The organism is Bacillus sp. FSL K6-0042 (assembly GCF_038006685.1).
Lineage (GTDB): Bacteria > Bacillota > Bacilli > Bacillales > Bacillaceae_G > Bacillus_A > Bacillus_A pseudomycoides.
Genome location: NZ_JBBOVS010000001.1, coordinates 3,735,052 through 3,747,896, shown reverse-complemented (window position 1 = coordinate 3,747,896; position 12,845 = coordinate 3,735,052). Strand labels below are relative to the sequence as shown.

At 36.0% G+C, this 12,845-nt stretch carries 15 protein-coding genes; 11 read left to right on the top strand and 4 right to left on the bottom strand.

Going from position 1 to position 12,845, the window contains the following annotated elements:
- Positions 1-116: 116 nt before the first annotated feature.
- Positions 117-275: a YqbF domain-containing protein gene (locus MHH45_RS19140; protein WP_016112359.1), complete on the top strand. Its 159-nt coding sequence runs from the start codon at positions 117-119 to the stop codon at positions 273-275.
- 93 nt (positions 276-368) lie between these two features.
- On the opposite strand, the gene MHH45_RS19135 is transcribed toward MHH45_RS19140, so the two are convergent.
- Positions 369-1,175: a nucleotidyltransferase domain-containing protein gene (locus MHH45_RS19135; RefSeq protein ID WP_077295368.1), complete on the bottom strand. Its 807-nt coding sequence runs from the start codon at positions 1,173-1,175 to the stop codon at positions 369-371.
- 87 nt (positions 1,176-1,262) lie between these two features.
- On the bottom strand, positions 1,263-1,571 hold the full coding sequence (locus MHH45_RS19130) for a YuzD family protein (protein WP_016112361.1): 309 nt from the start codon (positions 1,569-1,571) through the stop codon (positions 1,263-1,265).
- Positions 1,572-1,779: 208 nt separating this feature from the next.
- Here MHH45_RS19130 and MHH45_RS19125 point away from each other — a divergent pair, with 208 nt between their 5' ends.
- Complete coding sequence (locus MHH45_RS19125) at positions 1,780-2,016, top strand: NifU family protein (protein ID WP_000431179.1); 237 nt, start codon at positions 1,780-1,782, stop codon at positions 2,014-2,016.
- 91 nt (positions 2,017-2,107) lie between these two features.
- On the opposite strand, the gene yutH is transcribed toward MHH45_RS19125, so the two are convergent.
- Positions 2,108-3,109, bottom strand: coding sequence for a spore coat putative kinase YutH (yutH, locus tag MHH45_RS19120; RefSeq protein ID WP_033670849.1), 1,002 nt, complete (start codon positions 3,107-3,109; stop codon positions 2,108-2,110).
- Positions 3,110-3,228: 119 nt separating this feature from the next.
- Between yutH and MHH45_RS19115 the strand changes: the two genes are divergently transcribed.
- Together MHH45_RS19115 and MHH45_RS19110 are read left to right on the top strand one after the other, a co-directional pair.
- Positions 3,229-3,720, top strand: a complete 492-nt coding sequence (locus MHH45_RS19115) for a phosphatidylglycerophosphatase A family protein (RefSeq protein WP_016112363.1) — start codon at positions 3,229-3,231, stop codon at positions 3,718-3,720.
- Between the two features lie 296 nt (positions 3,721-4,016).
- Positions 4,017-4,292, top strand: a complete 276-nt coding sequence (locus MHH45_RS19110; protein WP_003201532.1) for a stage V sporulation protein S — start codon at positions 4,017-4,019, stop codon at positions 4,290-4,292.
- Positions 4,293-4,449: 157 nt separating this feature from the next.
- On the opposite strand, the gene MHH45_RS19105 is transcribed toward MHH45_RS19110, so the two are convergent.
- Complete coding sequence (locus MHH45_RS19105) at positions 4,450-4,935, bottom strand: GNAT family N-acetyltransferase (protein WP_016112364.1); 486 nt, start codon at positions 4,933-4,935, stop codon at positions 4,450-4,452.
- Positions 4,936-5,100: 165 nt separating this feature from the next.
- Here MHH45_RS19105 and MHH45_RS19100 point away from each other — a divergent pair, with 165 nt between their 5' ends.
- From MHH45_RS19100 to MHH45_RS19070, 7 genes are read left to right on the top strand one after another with little or no spacing between them, the layout of a single operon-like run.
- Positions 5,101-6,357, top strand: coding sequence for a TerD family protein (locus tag MHH45_RS19100; protein WP_016112365.1), 1,257 nt, complete (start codon positions 5,101-5,103; stop codon positions 6,355-6,357).
- A gap of 12 nt (positions 6,358-6,369) precedes the next feature.
- Positions 6,370-7,584, top strand: a complete 1,215-nt coding sequence (locus MHH45_RS19095) for an HpcH/HpaI aldolase/citrate lyase family protein (protein WP_016112366.1) — start codon at positions 6,370-6,372, stop codon at positions 7,582-7,584.
- A complete protein-coding gene (locus MHH45_RS19090; RefSeq protein ID WP_033670850.1) occupies positions 7,511-8,899 on the top strand; it encodes a phosphoribosyltransferase family protein in 1,389 nt (462 codons plus the stop codon). Before MHH45_RS19095 ends, MHH45_RS19090 begins: the two co-directional genes overlap by 74 nt.
- Complete coding sequence (locus tag MHH45_RS19085; RefSeq protein ID WP_088094268.1) at positions 8,896-10,014, top strand: cysteine protease StiP family protein; 1,119 nt, start codon at positions 8,896-8,898, stop codon at positions 10,012-10,014. The genes MHH45_RS19090 and MHH45_RS19085 overlap by 4 nt, the downstream gene beginning before the upstream one ends.
- A complete protein-coding gene (locus MHH45_RS19080; protein ID WP_016132166.1) occupies positions 10,011-10,823 on the top strand; it encodes an HAD family hydrolase in 813 nt (270 codons plus the stop codon). The genes MHH45_RS19085 and MHH45_RS19080 overlap by 4 nt, the downstream gene beginning before the upstream one ends.
- A 60-nt stretch (positions 10,824-10,883) precedes the next feature.
- Positions 10,884-11,552, top strand: coding sequence for a vWA domain-containing protein (locus tag MHH45_RS19075; protein ID WP_016132167.1), 669 nt, complete (start codon positions 10,884-10,886; stop codon positions 11,550-11,552).
- Positions 11,549-12,844, top strand: a complete 1,296-nt coding sequence (locus tag MHH45_RS19070; protein WP_088094269.1) for a helix-turn-helix domain-containing protein — start codon at positions 11,549-11,551, stop codon at positions 12,842-12,844. Before MHH45_RS19075 ends, MHH45_RS19070 begins: the two co-directional genes overlap by 4 nt.
- The last annotated feature ends 1 nt before the right edge of the window (position 12,845 follow it).

Here is a 12,845-nt window from a genome sequence, read left to right as displayed (position 1 = left end):
TCAAGATGGGTTTATATAGAATCCCTGATTAACACACCTGGTATATTAATCCAATTTAAGGATATTATAGTAATAAATCTTTAGATTTGTATCGTTCTATAATGGAGGTATCGGTTATGTATTATGTTAAACTAATTCAGGGACAATCCTTCTATGCTTTTGATCATCGCTTCTTGCTAGATCAAGAAGAACAAGTTACACAAAGAATTTTTAAATACCTGTGCAAAAATGAGTTTTTCGAAGTACGTAAAGACGAGAATACTTCCACAGCATAATAATGAGTAGCTAAGTAGTGTGTACGTTAAGCACTAACAAATCCCTTTATCTACAAACTGAGCAGCCATACTATTTGTAGTATGACTGCTTTTTTATCCTTCCCATTTCCTCCGGCACTCCTCTATCCCACTAAGCAAATACTTCTTCGTCATATCTGCCCGCTTCCAAATGGAAATCATTCGTTTTGCTCTCTTATTATGACGCATCCGCTCTACCTCTTGTAACAAAGGCATCCATTTTTCACTAGACGCCCTCATCATATATTGTAATCCCTCATCTTTTGAAACAATTATTTTATGCTCTAATGTATACAAAATGCGTCCCATCGTTACAACAGCTGATTCTACCCATTCTTCAATTAAAAATAAATATGGCCGTGATGCTTTTTTACTCCAGTACTGTTCTACATTATATTTCATCGTTTCTACCACATCACTCCATGGCGTCTGAAACGGAAGCTTACTTGCTTCCTCCCCAATTACAGTAATCCCTTGATTTTTTAACGTCCACCACGTTACAGCATTCACATCCCAATGTCCTGTGTGAGCTTTTCCATCTGCACAATAGACATACTGCAGCATTTCCTCATTGTATTTCCCTAAATCAGCAAGTGGAATATACATACCGTCCATTCGTCTTCCTAACATGCTTTTACTCAATTTTTTGTGTAACTCAATTATTTGTATGTTCTGGGTTTCACTGACCGACTCTCTCGTTACTGTAACAAAATCAACGTCACTCGTTTCTAAATGAAATGCTCCTAATGCAATTGAACCATATACATATACTCCAATTAATTGTTCGTTTAAAAAAATATCTTGTAATCCAATCACATATCGCTCCATTAAGACCTTTACTTCTTCTGGAAGTCTATGTTTCACTACCCCTTTCACACGCATACCCCCTTGATAAGATTACCTATAAAGGTTATTTTTTCCACATAAACATATAAGAGAAGCCTTTGCTACCGCAAAGACTTTTTTGTATTATAAATATTTCTCGATTTCTTCATATACGTCCTTCAAACGAGGATTCCCTTCTCCAACGATTTCACCGTTTACAAGAACAACTGGATAAAATAAATCCTCTTCAATTACACGCTCTACGAAAGCTTGCTTTTCTGCATCTTCTTGCTCTTCTTGAATATCAACGTATTCAAACTTAAATTTATCATCTTGACCTTCATATTTACGACCAATTGCCGCTTGTAGCCATTCAAATGTTTCAGTCGAAGACGGCATTCCAACGCAGCTCGCACAAATTACTTTTGCCCCATATACTTGAACATTTACCATTATTTCTCCCCCACTTCTCTGTTCTAACAGTACGATTCGGTGACTTTCCTCATAAGCACATCTCTTTACAAGCTTAATTCTTGTCCTCTATACTGAAAAAACACATTGTAAACATGATACAATATTTCGACAATAAAACAAAAACAGAAAAAATAGATTTTCCCCTGTATCTTGATTATAATAAAATGGATGAAAGGAGTCGATAAAAATGGAAAACCCAAATATGCAAGAACAAGTACTAGAAGTATTAGATAAATTACGTCCGTTCTTACTTCGTGATGGCGGTGACGTTGAATTAGTAGATATTGAAGAAGGTATTGTAAAACTACGCCTTATGGGTGCATGCGGTAGCTGCCCAAGTTCTACAATCACATTAAAAGCTGGTATCGAACGCGCACTACTTGAAGAAGTACCAGGCGTTATCGAAGTAGAACAAGTATTTTAAATTTAAAGCGGTAGCGGCTCGCTTAGAATTGCTTCCACTGGATAATTTACAAAAAAAGAGACCACTATGGTCTCTTTTTTGTAAATTCGTATTAAGATAACCAATCCAACTTTCGAATTCCGAGCTTATCAACAGGCAAGCGAAGAAATTCATAAAAATGCTTCATAAATTGCTCTGAACGGTTCACATCGTGTAAAATGTCTTCTAAGCGATCTCGATACATACTTTTTTGTTCTTCATTTCCCGTCAGATAGTACTGTTCTACCGTTTCAAAGTAGCGAAGTGGAAAGAGAAGACGCGCAAATAATAGACGCCAGCCAAAAGAAGAAAGTGCATAATTTTTCTCATAATCCGTTACAAACTGAAAAATTGTTTGTTCCCAATCTTTCTTCTTTTCCATCGATACATATCGAATCCATTCCGCCAAATCTCTACTTGGATGATCATATACCCAATCGATGGGGATTTTTAATTTATTAGTTTGCTGCCATAATAAAGGGGTACAGCGTTCTTGACAGATTGTTGCTGCATCGGCAAGCTGAGGTGTATCATCTATTTCTGTATCAACAACATATTGAATGGCATTTTCAGCAATGCCTAAATAGTATGGGAAAGACTCAATAAATAGTTGATCAAATACATCTGATGGCTGATTCATAAGTTGTGATTGCCAAAATCGCTCTAATTGATCGAGCCTTTTTTCCCACAACGACTTCCATTCACCAATGCGACTTAATTGTTCTATTTCTTCTGGAAAAAAAGCGCCTCGTTTATGGAATAAGGAAAGCTCACTACCTAACGAAGTAGCATGTCGTTCAAGCAAACGCATACCTTTTAATAAACAGTAATTTTTTTCTTCTATCTCACTTACATAGTAACCGTGCACCGTCGGGACGAAAGTCGCAACAGTAATATCCCCTTGCTGGTTCATATAATCGCTTAATTTTTTCATTTCAACAAGTACATCTTCCTCCATATTTCCAATCGGAAGAAGTACATAAATTTTATTGCGAATCCAAAAGCTTTTATAGGGGCCAAGGGGGATTAATTCTTTGACATGCATTTGATAATGCTCATAAATATGCTGAATCATCATAGTCGCCACCTATGGTTTTTCTTTATATATATGAGCTTGTGCTCGCCTTTCATTCCTATGCACATGATAAAGCAGTAAAACGTATACAAATAATAAAAAGAAAAAAAGGTGATAACATGAAAGAATCAAATCAACTACAAGAAAGAGCATTACAACTTCTACAAGAACGTGGTGTAACAATCGATGATATTGCGGAGCTTGTTCATTTTCTTCAAAAGAAATACCATCCAAATTTAGAGATGTCAGAATGTCGTTACAACGTAGAACGTGTATTATCCAAACGCGAAGTACAAAATGCACTCATTACAGGAATTGAATTAGATGTCCTTGCCGAAAAAGGAATGTTAAGTGAACCATTACAAGATATCGTAAAACGGGATGAAGGATTGTACGGAATTGATGAAGTCATCGCACTTTCTATCGTAAACGTGTATGGCTCTATCGGCTTCACAAACTTTGGATATATCGATAAATTAAAACCAGGTATTTTAGAATACTTAAATGATAAATCAACTGGGAAAATCCATACATTCCTTGATGACATTGTTGGCGGTATTGCCGCTGCCGCTTCTAGTCGTTTGGCACATCGTGCGGAGCATGGGGAATAAAGTAAAACAATAGTCAGCATAATTTTACGTAATACTTTCAGCTGAAAATGTTATAGAAAGCATAACGGACCATGTGAAAAAATCATGGTCCGTTATGTTTTTCTTTCTTTTCAAGATTTTTTCATACACCTATTATTTTTTTATTTACACGAATAAACAGGAATAGTCTAAAAAGTAGCGAATGAATAAACTTAATGGTTCTGTTTGATTGGGATCTGAATATTAGTTAAAGATATGCGAATTACATTCCTTTCAGTAATAAAAAAAATGATTCAATAACAGGAGGAGCAACTTATATGGATAATATTTTAAAAGTATCATCAAAATCCAATCCCAATTCGGTTGCAGGTGCCATTGCCGGTGTATTAAGAGAAAAAGGTAGTACAGAAATTCAAGTAGTTGGAGCTGGTGCTTTAAATCAGGCGGTTAAAGCCGTTGCTATTGCAAGAGGATTCGTAGCTCCTAGCGGCATTGACCTTGTTCTCATTCCAGCATTTACAGATATCACCATCAATAACGAGAAAAGTACAGCAATCAAATTAATTGTCGGCCCTAGAAAAATTAGATCGTAGAAAAAATAATAGCTTATCATTCAAACCATCCATACAAAAATTATGAAAGAACATCCCCACTCAACTGCATTCTTTTATTAGATTCATAAATACCAATTGTTAAATGATATATGAAAAGACTGATAACAATCAGTCTTTTTCCTATTGTATCAATTCTTCAGTTTCTCTTCTTCCTACAGGAATATGTCATCAAAATAAACTCTCTTCCTCTATCATCAAAAGTTTTTTCTGCTACAAAACCTACCTGTTGATATAACCTTATTGCACGTTTATTAAAACCTGCAACACTTAAACGAAGTCTATCCGGTTGGATTTGCTCTTCCGCCAAATTTATTCCAGCTTGCAAAAAGGCTTTCCCCAGCCCCCGCCCCGTTAGCTCTGGCTTCATTCCAAGCCCAATATCTACAGTATCTTCTCCCACGTATAACTCCGCATCTCTTCCCCCTGGCACTTGTGCGTTTTCACCAAAACAAAAATAACCTATTAATTCTCCATGTTCATTACAACAGCCATAATATGTACCATCTAATAGTTCTTCTATTGTCTCTTCACTGCCTGAAAAGCTGTATAACGAATATAGTTCCTCATACTGCCATGTATTGATTTCTTTTGCTTCTGCCTCTGTTAGTTTGTGTATATTCATTTTTCTTCTTCCTTTCAAAAAAACAATTTCCTAACAAATTTCTACATTTATCTTATTATCTCACTTTGTTTTTGAAAAGTTTGTAATTTTTTAAAATACTAAATTGGAAAACTTTTCTTAGCATGTTACGATTGGATTAACTATTCTAAATGAGGTGAAATCAAAATGCCCCTACAGTTATGTAAAGGACAAAAGGTAGATTTAACAAAAACAAATCCTACATTAACTCATATAAAAATAGGTCTCGGCTGGAATCTTCCTACAAATTCAAATTCACATGCATTCGATTTAGATGCGGCTGCTTTTTTATTAGATGCAAATGGACGCTTAACAACAACAGACCATATTATATTTTATAAACAGCAATCTGCTTTACAAGATGCGATTACACTTTCATCAGACAATCGTACAGGAGCTGGATCTGGCGATGACGAGGAAATTTCCATCTCCCTTTCCAAACTTCCATCTCATATTGAACGTATTATTTTCACTATTACGATTCACGAAGCACAAACTCGTCTGCAAACATTTGGACAAATAGCTCACTCTTACGTCCGCATTCTAAACTCCGCAAACAATGACGAAATGTTCCGCTATAATCTGGAAGAACAATTCTCATCCGAAACTGCACTAATCGCCTGTGAAGTCTATCGTTACAAAGGAGAATGGAAATTTGATGCCATCGGTCGCGGTGTGCAAGGCGGGCTTATCGAACTTTCTAAACAATTTGGTTTATCCCATACACCACCTGATTTTTTTGCAAAGGCAACCGCTGCACCTTCTCCTATTTCAAAAAGTATTAACCTTTCTAAAATTGAATTAAAGAAGTCTGGAGATACGATCAACTTACAAAAAACGGACAAGCCTCTTGGCGAAATTGCAGTGAACTTAAACTGGGGTAAACAAAGTACACCAAAACAAAAAGGATTTTTTTCATCCTTAACTGCAAATAGCTCCCCTCAAATAGATTTAGATTTAGGCTGTTTGTTTGAATTTAAAGACGGTTGGAAAGGCGTTGTACAACCACTTGGAAATATATTTGGTTCATTTTATAACGAGCCTTACATTCACTTAGATCAAGACGATCGCACTGGTGCTTCAAATAAAGGAGAAAATTTACGTATTAACGGAGACATGATTCATGAAATAAAAAGAATATTAATTTTCTCTTATATTTATGAAGGTGTAGCTAACTGGTCACAGGTTGATGGTATTGTCACATTAAAACAGGAAAACGGCCCAGATATTATTGTAAAAATGGATGAGCACCGTAACGGTTTCAACACATGTGCAATTGCAATGCTCGAAAATGTAAATGATGAGACATTCAAAGTACAAAAGCTTGTGAAATATTTTAGAGGGCACCTAGAAATGGATCGGCATTACAAATGGAACATGAACTGGGTCGCAGGTTCAAAATAAGGTGGTGACAACTTGAAGCATTTTTCCTATCTGTCTTCTGAAGAAAAGAAAAAACTTTTCTATCAAGAGCCAATAAGCTTTTCCAAAGATATCACAAAAGAACAATTGGCTTACGCATTAGGTGCTACTCTATACACACCTGGTACAAAGAATACAATTGCAGTGGATATTGCCGCGAAAAAGCACGAAGGTGCTACATCAATCGTACTTTGTTTAGAAGATTCCATTAGTGATGGAGATGTGAAACTTGCCGAGCAAAATGTCGTCATACAAATGCAACTACTGGCTCATATGATTGATGCAAACAGGCTTCTTCCATCAGACGTGCCACTTCTCTTTATCCGGATTCGTGAACCGAAACAGATGCGTTCACTCATTCATGAACTAGGTAGCGCCGTTCATTGTATGAGCGGTTTTGTCTTTCCTAAATTCACACCTGCGAACGGAATGTCTTACATTCATGAACTACAGGATATAAACGAAACATATTCACTTTCACTTTACGGGATGCCTATTTTAGAGTCTCCTGAAATTATTTATAAAGAAACTCGTATTGATACGTTACTAGCAATTAAAGCAATCCTAGATTCTTATCGCACTTTCATTTTGAACGTACGAATTGGTGCCACCGACTTTTCTGGCATATTTGGCATTCGCCGAAATAAAGATACGACAATCTATGATATTGCTGTTATTCGTGATTGTATTTCTGATATTATCAATATTTTTTCTAGAAAGGCAGATGAATACGTTATATCTGGTCCTGTGTGGGAGTACTTCGGAAACAAGCAGCGCGTACTAAAACCACAGCTTCGGCAAACACCGTTCCGTAAATCATTCGGAAGCGCTGGAGTAACAATGCGTGAGGAAATGCTTCATCGTTATGAGGACGGGCTCATTCATGAAGTATTGCTCGATCAAGCAAATGGATTAATTGGAAAAACGGTGATTCATCCTTCTCACATTAAACTCGTACAAGCCTTGCACGTTGTAACACTAGAAGATTATTTAGATGCAAAAGCTATTTTCGAAGGTGCTCAGACGTATAACGGCGTTATGAAAAGCAGCTTTTCTAACAAAATGAATGAAGTGAAGCCACATTATAATTGGGCGCGTAAAACACTTCTGAAATCTAATATTTATGGGGTGCTACATGAACAACAAACTTTCTTCGATCTCCTTACCGAAAAGTCAAAACAAAACGTACACGTACCACATTTTAAATAAAATAACAGTTTATATAGATGTGCTACATAATCCATATTTATTATCGCCAGATCAACTGTTTCAAATGGCCGCAAGAATGAATAGGAACCGCGGCTTTTTATTTGTGAGTACCATTTTAGGAAAACATCTTCCTGTTCTACCTGCAATCTCTTTAGCTGGAGGCTGTGCTCTTGCCGCAAGATATATGGAAGTGCTACATCGTACAAATCATCCATATCAAAAAGAAATTCTTAACCTGATTTCTTCTAAAGACAGTACCAATAATGAGCTAGAGGCAATTCTCCAGTATCAATTCCCTCTAGAAAAAGAAGTATTATTTATCGGATTTGCAGAAACAGCTACCGCATTAGGCCACTCGATGTTTCAATGTTTTCAAAATGCAAAATATGTTCATACAACAAGGGAGATGATCTCACAAATCGATCCTATCATTACATTCGAAGAGGAACATTCTCACGCAACATCACATCGTTGCTATGTGGACAAAAGCTATTTTCAAAATGAACAGCCCATCGTCCTTGTGGATGATGAAATGACAACAGGAAAAACCGCACTTAATATCATTCGATCTATTCAAGAAAAGTTTCCAAGAAAAGAATATATTATTGCTTCTTTATTAGATTGGCGCTCAGATGCGCATCGAAAACAATTTACAGAACTCGAGCAAGAACTTGATATTACGATTCATGTGATTTCTCTATTAAGCGGTTCAATCGACGTAATTGGTAGTCCTGTTACTACTTCTTCTTCACATGATGAAACATCCTATAAATCAATAGAGTCTAAGATAGAAAAACATATGATTTCATGTCCTATTTTACCTTATACATCTATAAACCATGATGTCAGTTACATAAACTACACAGGACGTTTTGGCATTTCATCCGATGATCAAAAGTGTATCCACTCTTTTGCTAAAAAGATTGGTCATGATTTAAAGAAAAATCGAAAAGGTCAACAGACACTCTGCTTAGGAACTGGCGAGTTTATGTATCTTCCAATGCGAATCGCAGCTGAAATGGGAGAAAACATTTCCTATCAATCAACAACACGAAGTCCTATTCATCCTTACGCGGGTGATGTACAATACGCTATTCACAGTCATTTTCCCTATGAAAGCCCTGAAGATAAAGCAGTTACAAGTTATTTTTATAATATCCAGCCTGGGGACTACGATGAAGTCTTTCTTTTTATAGAGCGTGATTTACAGGAAGATGCTTTCCATCCCCTTCTTACACAATTACAAACAGTTATTCCGCTCATTCATATCGTTTCATTTAAAGGTTTAGTAGAAAGTGAGGGTGAAGAAATATGACCGAGCCCAAAATATTACAGCTTATCGGTAGTTATGCGAAAGAGGATGCTATTTTTCTATTAAAAGATATTAGTGATGTCATAGAAGAAAGCGTAACAGAAGAAAGAGAACGAGCAATTCAATCGGGCACACATTACTCTGAAATGCTTCCAATTGAATATAAACCATCTAAACCTTATATGGATTTATTTTTCGCTTCACTCGAGCAATACAAACGTAAGCTAGCCATTGCGGCCGGTGTAGTAGCCGAGCAAATTATAAAAACGAAAGGAAAGAATCTTGTTCTTGTTTCACTAGCGAGGGCCGGTACACCAATAGGTGTTTTAATAAAACGATATATTCGTTATCAATATAATCTTGACTTGCCGCATTATTGCGTTTCTATTATTCGGGGGCGCGGCATTGATGAAAATGCCCTTCATTATATTTTGAAGCACCATCCAAATCAAACGATTCAGTTCATTGATGGCTGGACTGGAAAAGGTGCGATAAAAAAAGAACTACGCCAATCTGTGCATACATTTAATGAAAAGAATCATGAATATATTTCAGACTGCATGGCAGTTCTTGCTGATCCGGGCCATTGTACTTCTATATATGGAACACGAGAAGATTTTCTCATTCCAAGCGCTTGTTTAAACGCGACCGTATCAGGGTTAATCAGCCGCACTGTTTTAAATGAAACTTATATTGGTCCAAATGATTTCCACGGCGCCAAATATTATCGAGAACTAGAAACAGAAGATTTATCTAACTTCTTTATTGAAAAAATCACAGCGTTATTCCCTTCCATTAGCGCTGACGTAACAACGCAACTAGAACACATTATTGCTACCTATACAGAACCATCTTGGCAAGGTATGCAAGACATCGCCTCTATTCAAAAGCATTTTGGAATAGAAAATATAAACTTAATTAAACCAGGAGTTGGAGAAACAACGCGTGTTTTACTAAGACGAGTACCATGGAAAATTTTAATCCAGGGTGAAAACAATCCAGATTTAAAGCACATTTTACTTTTAGCAAAAGAAAAAAATGTTCCAGTAGAAATCTATAAAGATATGACGTATTCGTGCTGCGGACTCATCAAACCCCTCGGGAGGAAAACTTCATGATTTTTGCAAGTGATCTTGATCAAACGCTCATTTATTCTCGGAAATCATTTCGCGCTTCTATAGACGATGAACACATTCAGCTTATCGAGACGTTAGATGGGAAAGAGATCTCTTTTATTACACACAAAACCATCTCTTTATTAAAAGAACTACAATTACAAGCAAAATTCGTCCCAGTTACAACACGAACCATTGAGCAGTTTCAGCGTATTACGTTATTTCAAACAGAAGTCATTCCGGAATATGCGATTACGAGCAACGGCGGCAATATTCTTCACAATGGCAAACAAGATAGCACTTGGAAAAACATACAAACAAAGCGCTTAGTAGCATGCATGGAAAAAGAAGATGTTCTAACAGAATTTCAAAATATTTCTCATGAAGAATGGGTCATTTCACAAAAAACAGCTGATGATTTATTTCACTACTGCATCATTAAGCGTGACAATATTCCATACGACGAATTACACTCATTCACCACTTGGCTCGATAAACAAGGATGGACTCATTCATTGCAAGGCAGAAAATTATATTTTGTGCCAAAGCCTGTGAACAAATGGGATGCTGTTCAGTATGTACAAGAAAAAGTCCAGGCAACAACCATCATTACAGCAGGAGACTCCTTGCTTGATTTATGCATGCTTGAAGGAGCAAATCATGCAATCGCACCTCTTCATGGTGAACTTGAAACAAAACAAGGGAGTTTATTACCCCATATTGTAAGAACAAATGAAATTGGTATATATGCAGCGGAGGAAATTGTCAGTAAAGCACTTCAAATGGTCCATAGTTCTCTTCCTACTGCGTAATCTATACATACTTCAAGAACCGGCATCTTTGTTACATGATAAAAAAAGGAGCGATTATACTTGAGTACAATTACTTTAAGAAAAGAAGCAGTACGCGTTGTATTAGAGAAAAAGAAATTAACAGGCGTTGTCGCAAAAGTTGCGCTCGTATTAGACATTTCTGGGTCTATGCGAACACTTTATAAAAACGGTACTGTCCAAGAAGTTGTTGAACGTGTTCTTGCTGTAGCAAGCCAATTCGATGATGATGATTCATTAGATATTTGGGTGTACGATAATGAGTTTTCAAGATTACCAGCCGTTACCGAAAAAGATTTTGCTGGTTATGTTGAAAAACATATTTTAAATAACACTTCCATTCATAAATTTGGCCGAAATGATGAGCCACAAGTAATGGAAGATATCATAAAAAAATATACGGTTGAAGAAAAAAGCGCAGAGCCTGCCTTTATTATTTTTATTAACGATGGAGGCTGTAAAAAAGGAATCCAAAAACCGGTTGTATTCTCTTCTAACCAACCGATTTTTTGGCAGTTTGTTGGAATTGGAAACGGCAAATTCGACGTTCTTAGAAAGCTAGACGAAATGGAAGGGCGTTTCATTGATAATGCAAACTTCTTCTACATTCGCGATATCGAAAAAACAACAGATGAAACGTTGTATAACAATTTGTTGAATGAACTTCCGATGTGGATAAAAGAAGCGAAGGAGAAAAAGGTGATACTTTGAAAATAGGAGAAAAGATACGTCAAATCCGGATACATCGCGAAATGACACAAGGGGAATTAGTAAATGGAATTTGTTCTATTCCATATTTAAGTCGAGTTGAAAATGGAACGGCAAAACCTTCTCATTCTTTTTTAGAGAAGGTTTCAGCCAAACTTAATATGAGCCTTGATTATCTCATGGAGCAAAATAGCACTAATTTTGAGAAAGATATAACAACAATTACTACCAAATATAAAAAAGCGAATGTATTAACTGAAAGTGAAATCTCTTTTTTAGAGTTACATACTCGGGAAATGCATCCACTCCCAATTCTTTTACAGATTTTCGGTGTACTACTCCATTATTACGCTCGTACTAGCTCACCAAAAAAAGGTGATTCCATTTATCAACAAGCAATAAATTTAATACCTAATCGGCCAAATCAATTATTTGCTGAAGATTTTTCCTATTATTATATAGCATGTGGTAATTATTTTTATATGAAACAAGATTTTATTAAAACAAATGAATACTACGAGCAGGCAAATCAATTATTAACTATGGAAGAGAACTTACAAAGGGCTAATTTATACTATAATATGAGCCTAGTTAAACAACGTCTCATTAAAAACCAGAGTGTGAGCCGGAAGTATTCAAAAAAAGCATATGAAATATATAGCAAGTTAAATAACAAAGTTTTCATATCAAGTACGCTTATTACAATTGCTGTACAATACCATCTCGATGAAAGATACGAAGAATCCTTACAATACTTAAAAGAAGCTGAAGGATATGTAAAAGAACTTCACAATCCTGCTATGTATTTTGCAATGATTTATTACAATTACGGAAGAGTGTATCAAGGATTAGAAAAATTCGATACAGCAATTCAACACCTCAACCGTTCCTTGAAAATAAATGTAGCAATCAATCAGCAAGAGTCAAATATTTACGCATTGCGAAGTCTCATTGAAATTTACTTACACTTAAAAGAATGGGAGCAAATCAATAAAGTCATGCCGGAAGCCATCAAAATCTTAGAAGCTTACGATATGCCTTCTGTGTACATCGAAATTCATGTATATAAAGCGCATCTCTATAAAATTCAAGGTGACTCTTATAGCTACGAGAAAGAAATGCAAAGAATTATTGATTTTGGAATGGATAATAGACAATATATACAGGTAAAAAAACTAGCTACTGAATTAGGGGATCATTTTTATGGATTGCGTGCTTATAAATTAGGAGCAAAATATTTTAAAATCGCCTTACAATGCGACCTTGATATAGAAGATTTTCAAAACAACTTCTAAA

Excerpts from the sequence above, each read along its gene's own strand:
- MHH45_RS19140 (WP_016112359.1), top strand. The coding sequence starts at position 117 with ATGTATTATGTTAAACTAATTCAGGGACAATCCTTCTATGCTTTTGAT.
- MHH45_RS19135 (WP_077295368.1), bottom strand. The coding sequence starts at position 1,175 with ATGCGTGTGAAAGGGGTAGTGAAACATAGACTTCCAGAAGAAGTAAAG.
- MHH45_RS19130 (WP_016112361.1), bottom strand. The coding sequence starts at position 1,571 with ATGGTAAATGTTCAAGTATATGGGGCAAAAGTAATTTGTGCGAGCTGC.
- MHH45_RS19125 (WP_000431179.1), top strand. The coding sequence starts at position 1,780 with ATGGAAAACCCAAATATGCAAGAACAAGTACTAGAAGTATTAGATAAA.
- yutH (WP_033670849.1), bottom strand. The coding sequence starts at position 3,109 with ATGATTCAGCATATTTATGAGCATTATCAAATGCATGTCAAAGAATTA.
- MHH45_RS19115 (WP_016112363.1), top strand. The coding sequence starts at position 3,229 with ATGAAAGAATCAAATCAACTACAAGAAAGAGCATTACAACTTCTACAA.
- MHH45_RS19110 (WP_003201532.1), top strand. The coding sequence starts at position 4,017 with ATGGATAATATTTTAAAAGTATCATCAAAATCCAATCCCAATTCGGTT.
- MHH45_RS19105 (WP_016112364.1), bottom strand. The coding sequence starts at position 4,935 with ATGAATATACACAAACTAACAGAGGCAGAAGCAAAAGAAATCAATACA.
- MHH45_RS19100 (WP_016112365.1), top strand. The coding sequence starts at position 5,101 with ATGCCCCTACAGTTATGTAAAGGACAAAAGGTAGATTTAACAAAAACA.
- MHH45_RS19090 (WP_033670850.1), top strand. The coding sequence starts at position 7,511 with ATGAACAACAAACTTTCTTCGATCTCCTTACCGAAAAGTCAAAACAAA.
- MHH45_RS19085 (WP_088094268.1), top strand. The coding sequence starts at position 8,896 with ATGACCGAGCCCAAAATATTACAGCTTATCGGTAGTTATGCGAAAGAG.
- MHH45_RS19080 (WP_016132166.1), top strand. The coding sequence starts at position 10,011 with ATGATTTTTGCAAGTGATCTTGATCAAACGCTCATTTATTCTCGGAAA.